The 20,954-nt window shown below is 46.2% G+C and carries 27 protein-coding genes and 1 pseudogene; 21 read left to right on the top strand and 7 right to left on the bottom strand.

The genetic code is table 11. The annotated features are described in order from the left end of the window. Positions 1 to 11 precede the first annotated feature (11 nt). The 21 genes and pseudogenes from DWW77_RS01175 to DWW77_RS18215 all read left to right on the top strand — a co-directional run bounded on the left by DWW77_RS01175 (position 12) and on the right by DWW77_RS18215 (position 13,264). Entirely contained in the window at positions 12 to 410 is a 399-nt protein-coding gene (locus DWW77_RS01175; protein ID WP_286187977.1) for a VRR-NUC domain-containing protein, read from the top strand. 42 nt (positions 411 to 452) lie between these two features. After that, complete coding sequence (locus DWW77_RS01170) at positions 453 to 1,067, top strand: DUF551 domain-containing protein (protein WP_118594662.1); 615 nt, start codon at positions 453 to 455, stop codon at positions 1,065 to 1,067. Beyond that, complete coding sequence (locus DWW77_RS01165; protein WP_118607921.1) at positions 1,048 to 1,284, top strand: hypothetical protein; 237 nt, start codon at positions 1,048 to 1,050, stop codon at positions 1,282 to 1,284. The genes DWW77_RS01170 and DWW77_RS01165 overlap by 20 nt, the downstream gene beginning before the upstream one ends. A gap of 14 nt (positions 1,285 to 1,298) precedes the next feature. Next, positions 1,299 to 1,907, top strand: coding sequence for a type II toxin-antitoxin system PemK/MazF family toxin (locus DWW77_RS01160; protein WP_118607920.1), 609 nt, complete (start codon positions 1,299 to 1,301; stop codon positions 1,905 to 1,907). A gap of 1 nt (position 1,908) precedes the next feature. Continuing rightward, complete coding sequence (locus DWW77_RS01155) at positions 1,909 to 2,094, top strand: hypothetical protein (RefSeq protein WP_004840201.1); 186 nt, start codon at positions 1,909 to 1,911, stop codon at positions 2,092 to 2,094. Continuing rightward, positions 2,094 to 2,522: a single-stranded DNA-binding protein gene (locus tag DWW77_RS01150; protein ID WP_118594665.1), complete on the top strand. Its 429-nt coding sequence runs from the start codon at positions 2,094 to 2,096 to the stop codon at positions 2,520 to 2,522. The genes DWW77_RS01155 and DWW77_RS01150 overlap by 1 nt, the downstream gene beginning before the upstream one ends. Before the next feature lie 23 nt (positions 2,523 to 2,545). Continuing rightward, on the top strand, positions 2,546 to 3,211 hold the full coding sequence (locus DWW77_RS01145; protein ID WP_118594666.1) for a hypothetical protein: 666 nt from the start codon (positions 2,546 to 2,548) through the stop codon (positions 3,209 to 3,211). Between the two features lie 92 nt (positions 3,212 to 3,303). Beyond that, positions 3,304 to 3,555 carry a hypothetical protein gene (locus DWW77_RS01140; RefSeq protein WP_118594667.1) on the top strand — a complete coding sequence of 84 codons (252 nt, stop codon included), beginning with the start codon at positions 3,304 to 3,306 and terminating at the stop codon, positions 3,553 to 3,555. A 5-nt stretch (positions 3,556 to 3,560) separates the two neighbouring features. Next, complete coding sequence (locus DWW77_RS01135; protein ID WP_118043609.1) at positions 3,561 to 4,226, top strand: hypothetical protein; 666 nt, start codon at positions 3,561 to 3,563, stop codon at positions 4,224 to 4,226. A 108-nt stretch (positions 4,227 to 4,334) separates the two neighbouring features. Continuing rightward, the gene (locus DWW77_RS17850) at positions 4,335 to 4,670 is read left to right on the top strand and encodes a hypothetical protein (RefSeq protein WP_147419576.1); all 336 of its coding nucleotides are present in this window, start codon (positions 4,335 to 4,337) and stop codon (positions 4,668 to 4,670) included. Positions 4,671 to 4,970: 300 nt separating this feature from the next. Next, entirely contained in the window at positions 4,971 to 5,513 is a 543-nt protein-coding gene (locus tag DWW77_RS01125) for a hypothetical protein (RefSeq protein ID WP_004840208.1), read from the top strand. Between the two features lie 14 nt (positions 5,514 to 5,527). Next, the gene (locus tag DWW77_RS01120; RefSeq protein ID WP_118607918.1) at positions 5,528 to 6,322 is read left to right on the top strand and encodes a phage terminase large subunit family protein; all 795 of its coding nucleotides are present in this window, start codon (positions 5,528 to 5,530) and stop codon (positions 6,320 to 6,322) included. Further along, entirely contained in the window at positions 6,256 to 7,401 is a 1,146-nt protein-coding gene (locus DWW77_RS01115; protein ID WP_118607917.1) for an RNA-directed DNA polymerase, read from the top strand. The genes DWW77_RS01120 and DWW77_RS01115 overlap by 67 nt, the downstream gene beginning before the upstream one ends. Continuing rightward, a complete protein-coding gene (locus tag DWW77_RS01110; RefSeq protein ID WP_118607916.1) occupies positions 7,361 to 7,759 on the top strand; it encodes an FtsB/FtsL family cell division protein in 399 nt (132 codons plus the stop codon). Before DWW77_RS01115 ends, DWW77_RS01110 begins: the two co-directional genes overlap by 41 nt. Next, entirely contained in the window at positions 7,752 to 7,898 is a 147-nt protein-coding gene (locus DWW77_RS01105) for an XkdX family protein (RefSeq protein WP_118607915.1), read from the top strand. The genes DWW77_RS01110 and DWW77_RS01105 overlap by 8 nt, the downstream gene beginning before the upstream one ends. A gap of 179 nt (positions 7,899 to 8,077) precedes the next feature. Then, positions 8,078 to 8,521: a hypothetical protein gene (locus DWW77_RS01100; RefSeq protein ID WP_118607914.1), complete on the top strand. Its 444-nt coding sequence runs from the start codon at positions 8,078 to 8,080 to the stop codon at positions 8,519 to 8,521. A 15-nt stretch (positions 8,522 to 8,536) separates the two neighbouring features. Beyond that, positions 8,537 to 8,791: a hypothetical protein gene (locus DWW77_RS01095; RefSeq protein WP_118607913.1), complete on the top strand. Its 255-nt coding sequence runs from the start codon at positions 8,537 to 8,539 to the stop codon at positions 8,789 to 8,791. 47 nt (positions 8,792 to 8,838) lie between these two features. Further along, positions 8,839 to 10,479 carry a hypothetical protein gene (locus DWW77_RS17880; RefSeq protein ID WP_182431175.1) on the top strand — a complete coding sequence of 547 codons (1,641 nt, stop codon included), beginning with the start codon at positions 8,839 to 8,841 and terminating at the stop codon, positions 10,477 to 10,479. Between the two features lie 155 nt (positions 10,480 to 10,634). Further along, positions 10,635 to 10,802 (top strand): annotated as a pseudogene (locus DWW77_RS01085) (ABC transporter ATP-binding protein); the annotation flags it as partial. After that, positions 10,802 to 11,851: an ABC transporter permease gene (locus tag DWW77_RS18220; RefSeq protein WP_286187976.1), complete on the top strand. Its 1,050-nt coding sequence runs from the start codon at positions 10,802 to 10,804 to the stop codon at positions 11,849 to 11,851. The pseudogene DWW77_RS01085 and the gene DWW77_RS18220, both read left to right, overlap by 1 nt. Before the next feature lie 57 nt (positions 11,852 to 11,908). Further along, positions 11,909 to 13,264, top strand: coding sequence for an ABC transporter permease (locus DWW77_RS18215; protein WP_286187975.1), 1,356 nt, complete (start codon positions 11,909 to 11,911; stop codon positions 13,262 to 13,264). Positions 13,265 to 13,759: 495 nt separating this feature from the next. On the opposite strand, the gene DWW77_RS01075 is transcribed toward DWW77_RS18215, so the two are convergent. The 7 genes from DWW77_RS01075 to DWW77_RS17845 all read right to left on the bottom strand — a co-directional run bounded on the left by DWW77_RS01075 (position 13,760) and on the right by DWW77_RS17845 (position 20,954). Further along, entirely contained in the window at positions 13,760 to 14,683 is a 924-nt protein-coding gene (locus DWW77_RS01075; protein WP_023921587.1) for a S1 RNA-binding domain-containing protein, read from the bottom strand. Positions 14,684 to 14,702: 19 nt separating this feature from the next. Continuing rightward, on the bottom strand, positions 14,703 to 16,673 hold the full coding sequence (locus tag DWW77_RS01070) for a VirD4-like conjugal transfer protein, CD1115 family (RefSeq protein WP_022415647.1): 1,971 nt from the start codon (positions 16,671 to 16,673) through the stop codon (positions 14,703 to 14,705). Further along, positions 16,663 to 17,769, bottom strand: coding sequence for a hypothetical protein (locus tag DWW77_RS01065; protein WP_022415648.1), 1,107 nt, complete (start codon positions 17,767 to 17,769; stop codon positions 16,663 to 16,665). Before DWW77_RS01065 ends, DWW77_RS01070 begins: the two co-directional genes overlap by 11 nt. Positions 17,770 to 17,878: 109 nt before the next feature. Next, on the bottom strand, positions 17,879 to 18,580 hold the full coding sequence (locus DWW77_RS01060; RefSeq protein WP_118367812.1) for a DUF6100 family protein: 702 nt from the start codon (positions 18,578 to 18,580) through the stop codon (positions 17,879 to 17,881). Between the two features lie 6 nt (positions 18,581 to 18,586). After that, entirely contained in the window at positions 18,587 to 19,114 is a 528-nt protein-coding gene (locus tag DWW77_RS01055) for a DUF5697 family protein (protein WP_118607912.1), read from the bottom strand. Between the two features lie 328 nt (positions 19,115 to 19,442). Then, the gene (locus DWW77_RS01050; protein WP_005333545.1) at positions 19,443 to 20,291 is read right to left on the bottom strand and encodes a MerR family transcriptional regulator; all 849 of its coding nucleotides are present in this window, start codon (positions 20,289 to 20,291) and stop codon (positions 19,443 to 19,445) included. A 132-nt stretch (positions 20,292 to 20,423) separates the two neighbouring features. Continuing rightward, positions 20,424 to 20,954 (bottom strand): hypothetical protein, encoded by a 531-nt coding sequence (locus DWW77_RS17845; RefSeq protein WP_005333547.1) that lies wholly within the window; start codon positions 20,952 to 20,954, stop codon positions 20,424 to 20,426.

Below are 20,954 nucleotides of genomic sequence, written 5' to 3'. Positions count from 1 at the left end.
AGCAGATCAACGTGACATCGTGGGCGGCTTGGAACGAGAGACAGTACCCGGAACTGAAGTGGCTGCATCACATACCAAACGGAGGCAGCAGAAACAAGGCAGAGGCGGTCAAGCTGAAGCAGATGGGAGTGAAGGCAGGTGTCTCCGATCTCTGCCTGCCGTACCCAAAAGGAATTTACTGCGGATTGTACATCGAGATGAAGTTCGGAGACGGAAAGCACCAGAAGTCGCAGAAAGAGTTCCTGACCGATATGGCAGCAGTCGGACACTACGTCGCAACCTGCTACACATCAGAGGACGCGGTGAACGTGTTGAGAGAGTATTGCGAGCTATTATCTCCGCAGTGGATGAAAGAGCCGAACAACAGCGTCTGGAAAGAAGGTACGATTTCACCACTGAAGAAAAAGTGAGGACAGGAACATGGACGAATATGCAGCAGTAAGGAGGAAAACATGATTTTTATAAATTCACCATTCGCGATTCTGGATGAGGCTTTTCGGAGCCTCTATCCAGACAAGAAATACAAAGCCTGCATTGGACCGAGCATAAAAGACGATGAAGGAAACCGAGTGTTCGGGTTCACGCAGTTCAGCAAAGGAGAGACACCAGTCATCGCAATCAGCGCAGAATTGAACATCATGGACGCGACGGAGATATTCGCACATGAACTGGCTCATGTGGCAGCAGGCGAGGGAGCAGGCCTCGGAGAAAGATGGGACGAGGAGTTCCAGAGGATATTCGATGAGTACAACCGGATAGGAAAGGAACGGTTCAGAGAAGACGGAAAAGAGATCGAGACAGCACCGGAGTACAGAGGCGGATGGATTCGATCAGAAGACCGGATGCCGGAGGAAGGCGAAGATGTGCTCGTGTGGTTTGAGTATTTCCGGTTCGGGAACTATCAGAGATTATTCCAGACGGTAGGTATCAGTTGCGCATGGAGAGGCGAGTGGTCAGAGTTCGTGAATGGTTCGAGCGGTTGGAGAGATTTGAGAATTATCGCATGGCAGCCATTACCGGAACCATACAGAGAGGAGCAGGAAGACAATGGCGAAGAAAATGAGTGACGAAGAGATGTTGGAAGCAATGGAAGGGGCAGTGAAGATGCACTTCATGGCATTTCAGCAATTTATGAAGCAGACAGGCGGAGACATCGGCCTGTCACTGCAACTGACAACCAGTTACATGGCGGCGATGCTTAAAGGTTCACAAGAGCAGAACGAGAAGGAAGAGAAACTGTTAAAATTGTTGCTTCCGTCGGGGGAAAGCAATCTGACGAACTAAAGGGAGGAATTGACATGGCACTATTAAACGGATTCAAAGAAACAGAGACAGAGCAGCAGTACAGAAGAGGCGAAATCTATTACATCAACAACGCAAGCAAGGAACACGTCGGAAGTGAGATGAAAAAGGACAGACCTGCGGTGATCGTCTCCTGCGATGCGAACAACAAGCACAGCGATGTGCTCGAAGTGGTTTTCCTGACATCAGCACCGAAGAAAGACCTTCCGACGCACGTTACGATCAGGAGCACCGGAAGAAAGTCAGAGGCATTATGCGAACAGCCGACTCCGGTGTCTGTGGAGAGAATCAACAACTTCGTCGGTAAGGCATCAGAGAAGGAAATGGAGCAGATTGACATTGCGCTCCTGATCGGACTCGGCATCAAACTGGAAGGAGCCGAAAATCAATCGGGGGGGGCCTCACGGAAATCTGAACAGCAGATTCAGAGCAGCGTGAAGGACAGAAGCAAGGAAGAATCGGAGAAAATGGCCGAAGAGAACCAGATGCTTCGAGAAGAACTGAAAAAGCAGCAGGAGAGCACAATCCGATCAGAGGCGGAGTGCTCTGCATATAAAGCAATGCACGAACAACTGCTGAAAAAGCTAATGGAGAGGAGGGAATGAGATGCACAAGCTGGCACTACTGATGGAGGACATCGCAAGAGCAAGCGTGTCGGCAGTGGTTGGCCTGTTCATGTTAGGAGTCGCAATCGTGATCGGAATCATCGTTCTGGTCACGATTATGACCGTGTTGAAAATGGCAATCAATGACATCAGCGAGTTTTTCAAGAAAATAGCAAGGAGAAGATGATGAACAAAGCAATTTTGATGGGCCGCCTGACAAGGGAGCCGGAAATCCGGTATTCAAACGGACCGGAGCAGACAGCGGTGGGAAGATTTAGGCTCGCCGTGGACAGAAGAGGACAGAGACAGGGAAATCAGCAGAACGCAGACTTCATTCCGTGCGTTGCCTTCGGGAAGAAGGCGGAGTTTGTGGAGAAATACACGCACAAGGGAACAAAGGTGATCGTCGAGGGAGAAATCCGAACAGGAAGCTACACGAACCGGGAAGGGAGAAAGGTGTACACCACAGAAATCTATGTCAGTGACATTGAGTTCGCAGAAAGCAAGGCGGCAGCAGAACAGAACCAGAACCGGAACGACGATCAGTACGGAATGACAGGTGATGACGGATTCATGAACATTCCAGACGGCGAAGAGTTACCGCCTTTCAACTAAAGGGCGAGAAAGAAGGTGAAGAGATGAGATTGAGAGACGCAGCAAAGTGGATTAAAGAGAAAATCACAGGAAAGAAAGCAGAGGAGACTCCTGTTCTGACACCGATGATCGCAACAGAGGAAGACATCGAGAGGGCAAAGAAAATGGACAGGGAAATCGAGGAGATGGAAAAGAAATCAGCACTCATGGCCCCGGTTGTTACCTCGCAGGCAGAAATGGAACGTCTGAAAAGATTCGAGGCAGGTTCAAAGCAGATCGCAGAGATGACAGGGAAGCCACACGAAGAAGTGGCAGAAGCAATCCTGAAGGTCACAACAGAGACATCTGCATCACTGGAAGAAGCAACCGAACAGGTACGCGAAAGAATGGAGTTGCAGGCAGAGGTTGCAGCAGAGACGAAAGAAGAGTCAGACACTCCGTTCGTTCAGAGATGGGCGGAAGCGAAAGGAATGACAGTTCAGGAACTGGAACAGGAAACCGGATGGACGGCGGAGCAGTTGGAGCAGAACATCATTGACAGCAGCAGGATTATCACAACTGAACTCGTCAAAGCACAGAGACTCATGAAAATACTCATGACCAACAACAGCCGGAGACGAAAAGGGATTCCGATGGTGAGACGGCAGCAGTTACTGCGAGCAGAACGGAACCAGAGGAGGAGAAGGAGTGAGAACAGGAAAGAATCATGAAGGATATTCAGACCCGACGGCGAGTTGTGCTGTCGGGCATCTGACACATGAGGAGAAACAGAGGGAGAAGAAACGAAAGGAGGAAAAGAAGCGTGATAAAAGCAGTGTGCTGGGGAGTGCTCATTCTGATTCTTCTGGCAGTCGCAGCACTGGCACTGTACATCGTCGGGATGGCCCTGTACTTCCATTACCAGCTAAAGGACGGCAGGACAAGAAGAGAGTACACAGAGGAGCAGAAGAGGGCAGACGAAGAACAGATTCAGGCAATCAGGGAAATGCAGGCAAGGAGAGAAGAAAAGCGTCAGAAGAGGCGGCAAAGAAAGAGTAAAGCAAACAGGAGGTAACAGAGATGGATGCAACGAACAACGAGAAGGCGGATGTCCTGAAATGGATGCTCGGCCAGATTTACCGGGCAGAGAAGAGAAAGAAGCAGCTTGACGAGAGGCTGGTCAGGATTGCGGAAGAGAGGGACGCTCCGATCGGTGGTGTCGGATATAGACCACTGCCACGATCGTCTTCAGGAGAAGGGAATGGAGCAGCAAGCATCATCCTGAAGATGTCAGACATCGAGGAGAGAATCTACACACAGAAGGAAGAAGTGGAGAAAGCAATCGTCCGCGTGATGGACATTCTGGATTATCTGCCGCAGGATAGTCTGGAAAGAGAAATCTGCGAATTGCGACACATCGACATGAAACCGTGGAAGGATATTCAGGAGAGCATCCCGATGTCACGGAGCCAGTGCAACAAGAGATATAACAAAGCGATTGAGATGTTGCTGAATAAGGGACGCATTGAGCGAATGATCGAGGAGAACGAGGAAGCATACACGGACTGGAAGTTGGACAAGGAATGGAAGATGCTGAAGAAATCCCCTGAAAAACAAAGTGGGGGTATAGAGTCGGGAAACAAATCTGGAAAATATTTTCAGGAAAATCAGAAAGTAAAAGCGGTTAGCAATGCGGACAGAATTGATCGCAGAAAGAAGAAGGGAATGAAGACACAGAGGACATGATGAACGCACGGCAGCAGGAGCCGCATTCATCGCATCTGCATGGAGCAGGTCACAACACATCCATCTCACGGCAGCGGAGAACCACGAAAAAACAAGGTGGGGTATTCGTTGCCGTTTTCTTTTCTGGAAATATCAGATGGCCAGATCGGGAGCAGATCAGAGAGCCGGAGCAGATGCAGGTGTCAGACTCTGACACGCAGGAGATCAGAGCAGGAGCATCGGCAGCAGTACATACATAGCAGGACAGACAAGAGAAACCAGAGGCAGAGGACAGGCAGTGGAGCGCACGGAGGCAGTGAGAGCCAGTACAGAAGGACAGGAGAGCAGAGACAGCAGAGGAGACGGAGGCGGCGGCAGGAGGCGCGAGAGGGCGGCAAGGACACACAGGAGGAGCAGAGTGGACAGACACGACAGGGAGCAGAGGCAGGGCAGAGAGAAACATGAGACACAATGAGACATTCAAGTGTGCTATGATGGTAGCATGGACAAGCGGACGAGTGAGAGCGAAGCAACGTGACCGCACCACATAGTACAAGAGCGAGAGCACAGGGAGACACTGACGAGGTGATCTCCCTGTTTTTGTGTCCTGCGACTGCTGCAACGATGGCGGCAGGGCGCAAGGTACTTCCACAGGGGGGCCACGAATGCGGGGCGCGGAAGGTCCGGTATTTTTGCCTGTAAAGTCAAAAAAAATACGGCACTTCCTTCCTCTTTTGCCGCTGAAATGGAGGTGAAAATCAGAAAATGGATGTAAATCAGAAAGAACTCGCCGCCATTTTAGGCATCACAGACCGTCGTGTCCGGCAATTAAAGAACGAGTTCGGCTTGTTTTCAAAGGGTTTGTCGAGTGAAAAGAAACAAAAAAACTATGTTTTGGAAAAATGCGTCCCTGAATACATCAATTACAAGCTGGAAGCGGAAGTGCAGCAGGGTACAGGCTACAACAAAGAAAAGGAACAGGCCGAGCACGAGCAGATCAAGAAGAAAATCTCAATCCTGAAGCTGCGGAAGCTGAAAAGAGAGCTTCATGAGGCAGACGATGTGGAGGAGTTTCTGACAGATATGCTTGTGAATTTCAAGAACAGGCTTTTGTCCGTTCCGCAGAAGGTCGCACCTCTGATCGTGTCAGAGGATGATGTGAATGTCATTCTGGACATTCTGGAAAGAGAAATTTTTCAAACATTGGAGGAGTTGTCGGAATATGACCCATTGAAAATAGACAAAGATACCACATCACAGATACTGGAAGAGATGGACGAGGAAGAGGACGAGGACGAAAGCGAGTAAAGGGGTGAAAGAGTTTGTCATCGTCTGAACGACAGCGTTCCCGGCAACGGACGAGAAATTTATTTGTAAACACAATTAAAGCCACACTGAAGAAACCGGAAAAGCTGACCGTTTCACAGTGGGCGGAAAAATACAGAATACTGGATGAGTCCAGCAACTTCTCCGGCCAGTGGTCGAATGACATCACTCCGTATCTGGTCGGAATCATGGATGCGTTTAATGACCCATATATTCAGGAGATCAATTTCTGCAAGCCGACGCAGGTCGGCGGAACAGAAGCGATGCTCAATATGCTCGGATGGATAATCATGGATAGTCCATCACCGACGATGATTGTATATCCGAGCGATGATCTGGCAAAGGACACATCAAATGACAGAATCAAGCCGTCTCTGACAAAGACACCAGAGATCAAGGAGAGATTCTATGAACACTCATCGAAGGAACTGAACCTGAAGTTCCGGGGGATGAAGATATACCTTCGAGGTTCCGGTTCTCCCGGAAAACTGGCATCAAAGTCAATCAAGTACCTGTTTTTCGATGAGATTGACAAGATGGACGGTGCATCGAAAAAAGAGGCATCGCCTTACAATCTGGCGAAGGAGAGAACCAGAACATTCACATACAGCAAGAAGATATACACTTGCTCAACACCGACGCTGAAGACGAACTATGGCATCGGCCAGTACCTTGCGTGGAAAACCGATGAGGCTGACAAAGAGATAGGAGAAACCATTTCAAAATGCACTTACAGAAACTTAAAAACATCGTATGGACGAAGAGAATCGGGCATCTGTTCGAGAGAGTGACGGATATTGAAAATATCAAACGTGCGATCAAAAGAGCGGCGAAGCGGAAAACGCATCGGCCGTCCGTACAGAGAATACTGAATGACATCGACAGTTATGCAAGAAAGATTCAGGAAATGCTCGTGAATGAAACCTTCGTTCCGGGAAAATACACGATCAGAGAAATCTATGACGGCATAAAGAAGAAAAAGAGAATCATTGCTGTACCGAGATTTTATCCAGATCAGTGCATCCATCATGCGTTCGTGCAAGTCTTCAGGGAAATCGTTGAGCATGGAGCTGACAAGTTCTCCTGCGGATGTGTACCGGGAAAAGGTACAGACGGCGCACGAAAGATGATTAAACACTGGATAAAGAGTGACCCGATCGGGACGAGCAAAGTCCTGAAACTGGATGTTCACCACTGTTATCCGACAATGAGCCACGAAGAACTGCGGAAGAAGCTGGAAAGAAAAATCAAGGACAAGAGATTCCTGAATCTGGCATATAAACTGATTGCAAGTTATCAACAGCCTATGGCAGATCACACGAGGATGCTTCCAGAAGTTGACGCAGTTGGGATTCCGGTCGGATTGTACACATCGCCGTGGTTTTGCAATTTCTTCTTTCAGGATATAGACCATCTGATCGCAGAGAAAACAGGTGCAAAGCACCACACAAGATATGTGGACGATATAGTCCTTTTTGATTCAAATAAACGGAGGTTACACAAAGCACTCCGAATGATTGCGGATGAGTTGAGAAAGGTCAAGATGCAGGTGAAAGCAAACTGGCAGGTGTTTCCACTGAAGGACAGACCGCTGGACTTCTTGGGATATAAATTCCATGCAGGAGCGTGGACAACACTTCGGAAGTCGATCATGTTCAGGATAAGCCACAAAGCGAAGAAGATTTCAAAAGTATCTTACATCTCACCGACAAACGCATCCGGTATGATTTCATACATGGGATTCATTTATAATTCGGATTCATGGAACTTCTGGAAGGAACGTGTGAAACCGTTTATCAATTTAAAACTGCTGAAAGGAGTAGTGAGCAATGAGAACAGAAAGCAACATCAAGCCGCTTGTGCAGCATGAGATTGAGGCACTGCCGAAAATGGTCGGCAGAACCTGCACAGTCATTTTCTATGAGAACATCGAAGGCCCGATCGAGAAAGAAGAGGGCGATCAGGTGTACACCTATGACAGATACACTCTGGAAACACAGTACAGAGAGAATCTGGAAGAGTCCATCGAGAAAAACCGTGAGGCATGGTTACAGAAAGCAATCAAGGCAGAGCAGGAGGGCGAAGAGAAGACCGAGATGGAGATTCTTCAGGAACAGGTGGCATCACTTCAGGATGAGAATGCAGCACTGAAAGCCAGCAACGAAGAATTGAGCGGCATCGTGGATGACCTCATCGTCGCAAGTTTAGGAGGTGAAGAGGATGTATAAGCGTCTGAAAAAACTGTACCTTGCAGGAAGGTTGAATGACACAGGTCTGGAAAATGCGGTGACAAGGGGATGGATTACCGAAGACCAGAAGGCGGAGATCATTGAGGCAAAGAAAGAACAGGACGCACCGAAAGAATAATTTCCAGTGCAGTCACGCAGGACATGACGGTCATTGCCGGAGAACTCTTGAAGAGTGCCGGGGACCGGAGTGTCCTGTTTTTGGCTCATGCGGTGAATGTCAGGACTACCACATCCCGGCCGGACAGGAGCCGTGCAAGAATTGCCAGTATTTATTCAACATGAGAGGAGGTGAGGAACATGAGCCTGTATGACTGGCTGCAAGCAGGAGGCGGAGCAGCCCTGCTCCTGATGACACTGGTGCAGATCGCACCTATCAAGATCAATCCGTGGTCTGCCGTCGCAAGAGGCATCGGAAAGACCATGAACAAGGATATGATGGACAAACTGGAATCAGTTGAGACGGAAGTCAAGGACTTGAAAGAGAAACATGACAAACTGGAAAACAGGATGGACAAGGACGATGCAGATGCGTGTCGAACACGAATCATCCGATTCGCAGACGAATTGAGGAGAGGAGTGGAACATTCTGAAGAGTTTTTTAATCAGATTTTGGATGACGTTTCAGATTATGAGAATTACTGTTTGGAACATCCGAATTACAAGAACAACAAGGCAGGAAATGCCATCGCGGAGATAGACAAGGTTTATCAGAAGTGCATGGAGAAAAATTCATTTTTATAACAGGAGGAAAAGACAATGAAAAACATTAACTGGATGAAGAAACTGACAAGCAGAAAATTATGGACAGCAGTTGCGTCCTTCGTCTCTATGATGATTGTGGCCACAGGTGGAGCAGAGAACACTGCTACACAGGTGACAGCAATTATCATGGCAGGCGCATCCGTGATTGCATATATCATCGGAGAAGGTCTGACAGACGCAGCAAATGTCGAGATCGGAGAAGGACAGCTTCTGGAAGCAGATGTCATCGAAGAAAAGAAGGAGCAGTAAAAGCACGAGGCGGAGCAATCCGCCTCTTTTCATGGAGGTATCAGGACATGAAGAAAGAACATCTTGAAATACTGGCAAAGATCATCGGCGGAGTGGAATCAGGCGGTCAGGAATACGGCGGCCAGAACTATGCGGCATACGCAGGAAAAGCGGCAAACTCTGCGAATGAGAAGACCTGCACTCTTGGATGGGCGCAGAACTATGGAAACGAGGGCAGGAGACTCTGCAAGATGATTCTGGCCGCAGATGCCGCAGCGTTCAGAAAGGCAGATACGGCAGGAATCGAGAAGAAGCTGTCTGCTGACTGGGAGGCAACCGGATGGAATCCGTCCGCAGCGGAGAAAAAGGCACTGATTGCGATCATCACGACAGAAGCCGGAAAGAAGTGTCAGGACGAACTCTTTGCAGAACTTATGAACACATACATCAAGAGCGCAGAAGCGCATGGAGTGACTGACATCAAAGCGCAGATGATGTGGTGTGAGATTGAACACCTTGGAGGACTGGGACCAGTGAAGAGAATCTTCGGCAGAGCATCGAAGCCGTACACACCGGACACGATCTTCACATCCCTCCTGCTCGATCAGCAGGACACAAGCAACAACAATCAGGTCGGGGACAAGAAGTTCCAGAGCAGGCATGAGTGTTGCGTCCGCTGGATAAAGCAGTATGTCACAGACAAAAAGGCAGATTCAGGAAAGGAAGAAAAGAAAATGTATTCAAGACAGGCAGTTGTCGATCTGGTGGAAAGTTGGGTCGGCAAGAAAGAAGCAGACGGCTCGTACAAGAGTATTATTGATATTTACAACAGCTTCACCGGAGCACTTCCGAGAAATACGAAAATGGAATACTCGTGGCCGTGGTGTGCGTGTACATGGTCCGCACTGGCAGTGGCTCTCAAATATACTCCAATCATGCCGATCGAGATTAGTTGCTATTATCTGATCGAGAGAGCGAAAGCGATGGGAGTGTGGGAAGAGAACGACGCACACGTTCCGAAACTGGGCGAAGGTGTACTGTACGACTGGGACGACACCGGAATCGGAGACGACACCGGAAACCCTGAACACGTTGGAACAGTAACCTATGTCAATCAGGCATCGGGTTATTTTGTTGTAACTGAAGGAAATTTCGGAAATGCAGTCAAGAAGAGAACAATTTCCATCAATGGACGCTATATCAGAGGATTCATCACTCCGAAGTATGACTCCGATGCAGCACAGAGTCATCCGGTTCAGACACCGGGCAAGAGCACTTCGACAGTGGCTCATGAGGTCATCGCAGGTCAGTGGGGAAATGGAGATGCAAGAAAGAACGCTCTGAAGGCGGCAGGATATGACCCGGCAGTCATTCAGGCAGAGATCAACAAGATTCTGAACGGCTCCGCAGCAACTACAACCAAACCACAGCCAAAAGACCAGCCGATCACAAAGACCGTGAAGTCAACTTGCTATGCAAAGAGTTACGACAGAAGCCTTGCAGGAACTTACAAGACAACCGATGCGCTGTATTGCAGAAACGATGCAGGAAGCAACAAGAAAGCATTGTGCGTCATTCCAGCAGGAACTGAAGTGCATAACTATGGTTATTACACCACATACAACGGAGTGAAGTGGTTATACATCACAGTCACTCTCGACGGTGTTGAGTATATCGGATTCAGTTCAAAGAGTTATCTGAAGAAATAAGATGAGAAAGTAAAAGAGGACCGGGCAGGGAGCAGTTCCCTGTTCGGCCCTCTTTTTTGTGCAATTTGCCTTTTGCAAAGTCCAGATCGCGCCCCGATCGGAGCCAGAGAAAAGCAAAACTGCACAAAAGAATCGTTTTTACTAACTACGCAGTACCGACTGGAAACCTTGATTCCCAGACTGAGCTAGAGGTTATGAGCCTATTGAAAAGCTGCGTGTCGGATTTCGGGCAGACGCTTATCATGATTACCCATGATGAAACGATTGCCCAGATGGCGGATGAAATGATTATCATTGAAGATGGCAAGGCGGTGAGAAGATAATGAAGATGACGACCAGAGTTGCATATTGCAATATGCGGCATTATAAGAGCAAAAACATACTGATTGGAATTGCCATTATCCTGACAACATTACTGCTGTTCGTAATCCCATCAATCGGAAAAGATATGGTGGAAGTGAACTTTGCGGTAATCAATAAGATTTATCCAACATGGCATGCCCTTTATCGGAACGTGGACGAGAGTACAGTTATGAAACTGGCGGCACATCATGATGTGAAAACTTACGGACTCCGCAGCGATGCGGGGTACATGAATCTGGAAGATGCGACGGTTTCCATGATGTATATGGACAGAACAGGGATGGAACTTTATAAAGTGAAGCTGAAAGAGGGGCAACTTCCGCAGAAAGAAAATGATATTGTGGTTTCAAAAGGAATACTGGAAGCATTAGGACAGAATGGGAAAATCGGTGACACTATCACAGTACCTTATCAGATTCTGAAAGATGACGGACTGGATTATACGAAGGAGAAAGACTTTCGAATCTGTGGTTTTTTAGCAGATAATGAGAGCAGCAAAGAACAAAAACAATATACATCATTGGTTTCAGAGGCCTTTCTGAAAGCGGAGATACCGGTAGAACAGGTGAAATATCGGTTTTTACTTCAGGTGAATGGACAGAAAGGAAATACGACTGCAGATTATACAGAGACGATACAGAATATTGCCAGACAGTTCGGGATTTCCGAGGATGACATGAATATTAATAAAGAGTATCTTGCAGCAAATTATGTGGATCCGGCTACAATTCCGGTGATTGTAGGAATCATGCTTATTGTTGTATTGGCGGGCATTATCACAATTTATAGTGTTTATTATGTATCTATGAACCAGAGGGTTCGGGAATTTGGAAAGTTAAAGGCAATCGGGGCTACGAAACGGCAGCTTAGACAAATCGTACTAAGAGAGGGAATGGGAGTGGCGTTGTTTGCCATTCCGATAGGACTTTTGATCGGAACAGTTGCTGTGAAAGTTGTACTTCTCCAGTTTGTAGAACATGCAAAGGATTCAAACGTACTTATAACATAGGCATACAAGGTTGTAGCTAAGGGAGAAGTCCAACTTTATTATTGGTGGATTTATCTGTTGGCAATTGCAGTGACTCTGTGTACAGTGTATCTGTCACTGATGAAGCCTATGCGTATGGCGGCGAAGGTATCAGAAATAGAAGCTATGCGTTACCAGGGAGGCAGTAAGCGACAGAAAAGCAGCAGGAAGGGATATCAATTTCTGAATATCGGACGACTGACCAAGAGAAATCTTGCAGAGAATAAAAAGAAGAGTACTATCACGATTGTATCTATGGCCGTTACCGGAATATTTGTCATGATGGTAGCAACGGTGCTGTCTTGTGCAAATCCGATGGAAAGTGCAAAGAGTTCGATTGTGGGGCAATATGAGATTTCTCCAATTGTGGAATCCGGGAATAAAGAGCATCCTGAATATGAATGGGCGGAGGTTCAAAAGAATAATCCATTAAATGAAGGACTAAAGCAGCAGATAGAGGAGCTTGACGGTGTTGAGCGGGTAGATGTGTTTACCGCGTTGAAGGTATCAGGAGGACCTTTTGAAGAAAAAATTGGAACCGAATTTATCAATGGAGTGCCGGAAGAATACGCAGAAGAGCTGAAAAAAGGAATCACTGAAGGCAATGTCACATACGAGGAATTGAAATCCGGGGATAAAGTGATTCTGGACCGCGCGCTACTTCACTGGTATCCAGATATTAAAGTGGGAGATAAGCTGAAACTCAATATTCATGATGGAGATAATACCTTTCAAAAAGAGATTGAAGTGGCAGCAATTGGTGAATATGGAAGAGGTCTGACAAACTATAACTGTCTTATCATGGCAAAAGAAGGGGCAGAGAAACTTACCATAAATAATTCTTCCAGCTATTTTCAGGTGATTGCAGATAAGGATTATGATGAGGCACTGGAAGCATCTCTACAGGCTATTGTGGATGGATCAGGCAGACTGCAGATGCGTACCTGGAAGAATGAGTACGATACATGGGAAAATGCCATACAGATGACTAGAGGTGCATGTTATGCATTTATCATCATTCTGGCAGCAATCAGCATTATGAACTTGATTAACACAATGATCAATAGTGTCCATGTGCGAAAAAAGGAGCTTGGCATGATGCAGGCAATCGGAATGTCGGACCGTCAGTTGATGAAGATGCTCCAGTTGGAAGGTATATTCTATACAGTAGGCACTCTTATTATCAGTATCGGAGTGGGAAGTCTTGCAGGATATCCGTTGTTTTTATATGCAAAGCGTACAGGAATGTTTGATATCAGCACATACCATTATCCGGTAACAGCAGCTATTATTATAATTTTAACATTGTTTGTGATACAGATGTTATTGGCAATATTCATTGCAAAGTCAGTAAGGAAAGATTCATTGATAGAGAGAATTCGTTTCAGTGAGTAAGAATATAAATTTCTGATGTTTAATGCAGATACTAATCAATGTCATAATAAAAAGGGGGACTTGATTTCTCAAATCCCCCAGTGTATAATGAACTCAAGAAAGGTATTCAGATGCAAAATCTGATGCCCTCAGTTAAATTTTATATTCTATGTATAAGTCATAGCATCCAAAACTTTCCTAGGGTCGTGGATGCTATTTCTTATTATGTCGATCTATATAAGTCAAAGCCGCAAAAATTACCAATAGTAAAGTCAATACTTCCATTGTATTCATGGGCATCACCCTCCTTGGATACTAGAGGGCAAAATCGAAATGCATCCGTCTTTCCGGTTCAGTAATACCGAATCAGTATAACACGTTACCGTTTTCAGTACAATAAGGTAATGGTCTGAAAAATACTTTATTCTGTCACCTTATGTAGCTGTATCGTGAGTATTTGCTGGACTAATTGGTGCTGTATATGAAAAAAAGCTATTTAAAAATAAGGTGGAAGCCTTATATGGTCTGCTTGATGATGCGGGTGATGATGCCGAGGGCAACATTACGCTCTTCATCAATATGCGTCACCACAAAGGATACCTGATCCTTTTTCCCGACTGTCCGGCTGTCATAGCAGGAGTGGGCAATGGCATTGACACCGATGGAGAGCCGGACAAAGACGGTGCCTTTATGGATGTCTTCCACAGTTCCGGCGTATTTTCCCTGAATCTTACATTTTTTCATGTTTTCCTTGCTGGTGTTGCCTTCCACACTTTTGACATCTGCGTGGACAATGACCTGCTCCGGTGAGTCTGCCCGCACATCCAGGATGCGTACCAGGATGTGATCGCCTACCTGGAAGCGTTCTCTGGCATCACCCATCCAGTCGAAGGACAGGTCTCTGGCAAGAATGGAGGTTTCCACACCGAAAATTTCTGCCCGGACTACCTTTTCCGCAACAGCAATGACTCTTGCCTGCACGATACGGTCTTCATAAACTTTCGGCATTCCGGAAGCATCTTTATCCAGATAGAAGATCTGGCGTTTCTTCAGCATCGCTTCTTTCCGGCTGGCGACAATGCTGCGTGTCTTCGGATCTAATCCCTTAATCAGAAAATCAATCTCACATCCAAGCATATTGTTGAGGATTTTGTTCTGCCGCAGAGCAAGCTCCCCATAATCGTGTGCTTCATCCTGCATGAGATGGATCATCATCTCAGTTACTGGGATGACAGTACGGAAATCCTTGTAGTAAACCACGGCAATGAGGCTGCCGTTTTCTGTTTTCTCGATACCGCCAAGCATTCCGGTTAAGATCCGGCGGGTACGGTAGGCATTCTGGATCTCATGCCAGGTAAGGTCTGAAATGGACTGGGCTGTTTCCAGCTTCGCATCGGAATCCAGAGTTAAAATAGGTGTGTTGGTTGTTTCGTTTGGCATCATAGTGTCTCCTTTCAAATTATGACATGATAGAATCTTTATCTAAAGGAACCATGTCTGTGTGATCCGAATAGTTATCTGCTGAGAAGTCATCCGGGAAATCGTGATAGCCAGGTTCCTGATAAACGCTTTGCTGGTCAAAGTGCGGTTCAGCTTTTTTCTTTTTCTGCTTTCCATAAGAAGCGGTTTTTTTCGGGTGGGAAGCAGGAATAGTTGGAGTGTACGTATATTCTTCACTACATGCTCCTTTTCTCCATTCCGGAATATGTTCGGAAGCCTTCCGGGGAATGAGTTTTTGGGCATCCGGGTGCAGGGTGTAATCGTATTTTTCTACCTGCAGTACCTTCTGACCACGCAGGATAATCAGTGCAGTATCCAGCGGGAGCCGCAGGATCTCATCCGGAGTTAAGAGCTTTCGTTTCCCGATGGATCTGGTCTGGCGGTATTCCGGTGTATAATCGGATACCCTCCAGCTATTTAATTGTTTGGCTTCGCTGCTGACACCAACGGTCACATCACCGGAGCGGTTAGAGATAAATGTAGCAGTTACCTCATCCGTACAGCCTAAAAATAGCTGAGTGTCGCAGTTCCCGATGATTTCCTGCCATTGGTTTAAGGGATACCGGTTCTGCATCTGAGGCAGGTTTTGGAAAATGCAGGAAATACTGAGGTTTCGACTTCGGATCACGGAAATCTTTTTGTTGAGCGATAGGATTGCTCCCGTATTCGCCAGCTCATCAGCCAGGATATGTACCGGAACCGGCAGTTTTCCATCTTCCCCATAGGTGTCTGCATAACGGACCAGTTTGATAAATACGAAGGTCATAAACAGGGAAGAAAGAAAATCAAAAGTGCTGTCTTGATCCGAAGTGATGCAGAAGTATGCACATTTTTCTTTTCCCGGCAGCGTCAGGTTGATCTCATCATAGGAAGTGATCTGGCGGATCAGCTTGTTCTGGAATACCTGAAGTCTGGAACCGAGTCCGATGATGACGCCGGAACGTACCGTGTCACTTGCCTGCTTATAGATGCAGTAGGGGACTTTTGCCGGATGGGAGACCGGAAGCAGGTCAAAGAGGCTGTTCAGTTCTTTTTCCGAACTCATGGTCAGGAGTTTGTATACCTGTCCGATATTCTTTGCCTCCGGTGGGAATCCCTGATCCACATAGAGAATCAGAGCTTTTAATAAGTTCATCTCGGCATTGTCCCAGAAGTGATCGCCTTTGGCAGAACCGGTATTCTGGATGATGACATCAGCAAATACCTGTGCCATGGTTTCCTGTCCGCCAATTTCACCCAGACAATTCCAACTATCCGAGTTTTCCGGGTTTACAAGATTAAAGGATTTCACGATATATCCGGCATTCTCAAGGTAAGTGGCTGTACTTTCGTACAATTCCGATTTTGGATCGGTGATGATGAGGCTTTCCCCGCGGGCAACACACTGGAAGATCATGTTGCGTGCAAAGGCCCGGCTTTTCATGGAACCGCTGGCACCGTAAACGGCAATATTCCGGTTCATGCGGGTATCCTTCGGGAGACAAACGGCTTTTCCGTTCAGTTTTCCAAGAATGGTTCCCTTGTGTTTCTTGACATCATTCGTAAGCTCCAGTACCTGATGCATTTCCTCCAAAGTCATAAAACCGGAAGTCCCATAGGTTCCCTTTGTGGAATAATTCAGGTTCCGGCCCCGGTCTGTTATTTCCCCGTTTCGGTCAAATCCCATACGCATGAGAAGGAAGGTCAGGAGTCCAAAAGCTGCCAGACATAGAAAAATCCCATACAGATTGTACGGGAAAGCAGTCAGGGCATCCAGACAGGCGAGCGGGTGCGGGGAGGGGATCTGCGGGGCAGTTCCGTTTCCGGCAAAATTGCCGGCAGATTCCCAGGTCTGATAGTTGCGGATAAATTGAGCAACATAGCCTCCTGCATAGAGGGTGCAGAAGGTGATCGGAAGCATATAAATGAGCTTCCACCATTTACGGTTCATGTAAAAACCCCCTTTTGAATTTGCAAAGGTCAATACTGGAGAAATGGATTGTGGCAGTTAAGTATTTTTTCAGGACCGGAATCTGAAAATCGAAACAGATCAGGTTCCCGGATCTGCCGTATACATTTAAGCCGGTATTGAACCGGTTGATTCGCTGCATGTCAAAATCATAAGCAAGAAGGATGGGGTTCCCGGAAGCATCCGTGGCATCATGTTCCAGTGGAATTGAATCGCTGCGGCAGCCCAGATCGGACAGCAGGAGGTTGTCCAGCTTTTCCATGATCTCAGGGTGAACCAGCAGTTTTAAAAGCACTTCCCCTTCCGGAGTATTGGGAAGGTAATGGAAATGCTCGAAGGAGGTGTCCAGCATAAACAGGCTCTTTTTGTAGCCTCCGGTACTGGTAAACAGCCGGAAAGCCATTTCCATGTCGGTTCCGGTCATGATTGCCCGGATCTGTGGATGTCCGTTGTAAGGGTAGCCTTGCAGGTAATGCTGCAGGAAGGCGTTTAAGCGGACTTCCGTTCGATATTCCCATTTCAGGACTCCGTTTCCCGTGTTATAAAGGACATAGACACATTGCGGTGCCATCAGGATGCCCATGCTGCGGGAGTTCCTAATCTTCGTGGTCTCCGGGCCCAATTCCTTAATTTCTCTGGAAGCGTAAAAAAGAGGAAGGCTTCGCATACCGATGGAACCAGCTTCGCGGTGATTACAGAAGATGTCAGGTTTTACATCCGGATAAAAGGGAATCCCGGCATGAAGGAGTGTCAGATACGTTTCGGCTTTCTGATGTAAGCGGATACGTCGGGATACTTCACTTCGGATGAGGTTCGTCTCGGTATTGCCGGTCAGATAGCACTGGAAGCGTAGCGGCGAGACAGATAACAGCATCTCTTTCGCAGCTTTTGTAAGACGGTAGCCTCTGAGAGCATCCCGGTAGTGGGTACGGATGAGGTGTTCCGCCTTCAAATCCGTAATGAGTTTTTCCGCATAGGAGGCACTTGGGATGAGTCTGTTTAGCTGGTCTGCGGGAAATTCCCCGCACATCCCTATCATTTCCAGTAAGCGGTATTTCGTAGTGTCAGGTCTTATCAAATAAGCATCACCTCAATTCAGTTCTTACCCATGCAAGCCTATACTTGGGTAAATCTCCGGTGGTTTGGAGATAAAAAAAGCAAGAAAACAAAGTTCCCTGCGGTGGTTCTTACCGATGTCGGATTTCTGCCTGAGAAGTCAGGAGATTTTCCGACATGCTTTCGTGATGATTTTTCTGGTTCTGCAGCCATTTCGGAAAGTCAGCTTTTTCCATAACCGATACCAGTGTACAGTCCTTTAAGCCAAGCTGTGTCGTGTAGTAGGAATCACAGAAAAAGCCGCTGTCATCTGTCAGAACATAAGTACAAAGTGTATCCAGAATCTGTTTAAACTCCAGATTGTCATAATCCCGGATACGTCTTTGAGGAAGTTCCCTGTCATATATTTGACTGAAACATATCATGCAGTCACGATAGAGGGGCAGGGCATTTTGTTTTACATACTCCCGAAGCATATAATTAAGCGGTTCATGGAGAAATGCAGTGTTTGTGTGGACTCTTCGTTTCGGAAGCAGTCCGGGAAGCGTAATGGTGAGAATCCCCTGCTGTTCTGCAATCCGCATTCCCTGTGCATCTGCCGCTTTGGGAAGATAAGCTGCTTGATTTGGGGAGAGAGCCGGACAGACAAGGTTACGCATCTGGCAGGCAATCCGCTCCGCCCGAAGAGCAGCACTGACGCTCAGTTCCTCAAAATTTTTATCATAATTCTGGATATCAGTGACCTTCAGAGCGTAAACGGTATTCGTCAGTTTTTGCAGCTCCCCTTCCAGTTTTTCAAGCCGCTGGTAAATGGTTGGTGTATTTTGCGTCATAATAACCTACTTTCTCATGTAGTAACTGACAGCACCGGATTCATTTACAAGGCAGTAAGCGGCTACATCATCAATGGTGATTTTGGCAGCCTGGCTTTCGGATTCTAAGACAATCAGGCGTTTGGAACCATGTGATGGGATACTTTCCATCACATGATTGATCAGAGCCTCCTGTTCTTCACCGATATAGATGATTTCGTATTGTTCATCTTGCGAAAAGAAATTGAGCTTGATTGGAAATTCGCCACTGGTGTGGTATACAACACCTTTCTTAAAATCCAGCAGTACCCAGAAGCATGTAATTATAGCATAGTCAGGATTCTCAGCAGACTGCTGGCTGTCACAAAGAAGGTCATACTCTTTATCGTAAATGATGCGCCCTTGTTTGATGAGGCTGGTAATCAATGACTTGATAGACTGCTCATGTCGGGAGAAAAGTTGTAAAACCTGGTCATACCTCAGAGTATGGTAAGTGGTAATGAACCGTAAGAGCTTGGCTCCCTCTCCTTGATAGATTTCGTTCCTTGTTTTCATGATTGACTCCCTTCTATATATAATAGGAAACTTTATACATATGGCTGTACGTACAGGATACGTTTGGTATTGTAAGTATAGTGTACGTACAAAGTACATAGAACCTGCTGTCAGCGATTGAATTTACAGGTACAAAAAAAGCACCATCTATGGGTGCTGGAAATAAGGAAAACTATAAGCAATACCTATTGTAGCATGGGTAATTTTACGCTTCAATCGCAGAAGCAGGTCATTTCTGTGCCATTTTCACTGGTTGGCATAAAAAAAGCAGGAAACCATTTTGATTCCCTGCATGGTGTATTGTTGTGCTTTTGTGTAGTTCTAATGATTACTTGTCTTTATAAAATGCTTCGAAAGCTTGTGCGAAGAATTCGGCTGTACCATTGCCGTATTTTTCATCTATCATAGGTTTGATTTTTTCATTACGGTAATATTGAGCCTGTGCAACCATCAGACCGTGTTCTTTCTTTATCTGTGAAAGTTGTTTCATAAGAAAACCGTATTCGGAAACAAGTTCTCTTACTTCAGAAGAATCTGGTGAACATACTTTTTTAGCTGCTAATTTGTATAAAAGATTGTCAAATTGTTGGTTGTAACTTTCTGCAGCCTCTTTGCTAATAGGATTGTTGGCAACAGACAGGAATTGCTCTTTTCCTCCATACCACTCAACAACTTTAGCATAGCCTTTCTGCATTTCTTCTGATGAAACTGTCTTAATATAATGCTTTTTCCATTCTTCAATGCTTCCAAACTCTTTTACAGCAAGTTCTTTCATATTGTCAGGCATATGTTCAAACATAGTTTGGAACATTTCTTCAACTTCCGTTTTACTAAAAATCGCAAAATCCATTTTATTCTCTCCTTTCAGGATATCATCAATGCTGGCAATCAGATGTTCCATACGTTCTTTCTTTGCTACCAACATTTTTCTCTGCATTTGCAAGATCTGGTTCCTTTCAAGAGCAGGATTCTCCAGAACAGCTTTGATTTCTTTCAAAGGAATGTCAAACTCACGGAAAAACAGAATCTGCTGTAATATTTCCAATGCCCTATCGTCATAAAGCCGGTATCCCGCATCACTTTTTTGTGTTGGTTTTAAAAGCCCGATTTCATCGTAATAGTGAAGCGTGCGAACGCTGATACCTGTAAGTTCTGATATTTCTTTGACTGTCCTCATAGTTGCTGACCTCCTGTTCCTGATAAGATAACTGTACGCTATGACGTTCCGTGAGAGTCAATATATATTTTGCATTTTTTATATAAACATTTTTATGATATTACGAAAAGCCGAGGAGATAGGCGATATGTATTACTCTGGAAAGAACTTGTTGAGCGTATCCAATGTCTCTTTTGCAGTAAATCCCCAAAGGATGGTACTGAGTGCTTCAATCGCAGCCCTGCGTTTCCGGTAATAGGTGCGGTAGGAAATATTGGTGATGTGGTGAGCCAGCTTATCCAATATCTCATCTGTATTTTTCATTTCCTGTGGAGAGAGAAAAGCGTAGTAGAGAATCCAGTAATACTGTTCCCCATGCTTGTGATTGTTCCGGAGGAGATCGATGGATGATTCCAAAAGCTTCAGCATCTGGTTGCTTCTGGCAATACTTTTTGCCCGTTGTTCGATGTCGCTTCCGGTAAGATCAGCCCCGGCAGCATAGATGGAGTCCAGAAATTTGTCGATGTCATTGTCGTATTGGAGCTTAAACTGGTGCTCCATCTGGTGTACGACTACCTTCAGGCTGTAGGTTGCATCCCGGTATCTGCGTAAAAACTGATAGGTGTCGTGAAAACGTGGATCTTCTTCGGGTGAAGGAAATCCCTGTGTATTGCGGTTTGCCAT

The sequence above is a fragment of the Ruminococcus sp. AF17-12 genome (genome assembly GCF_003479245.1).
GTDB lineage: Bacteria > Bacillota > Clostridia > Lachnospirales > Lachnospiraceae > Blautia_A > Blautia_A fusiformis.
The sequence above is the reverse complement of the archived record's forward strand: the minus strand, read 5'-3'. Positions and strand labels throughout refer to the sequence as shown.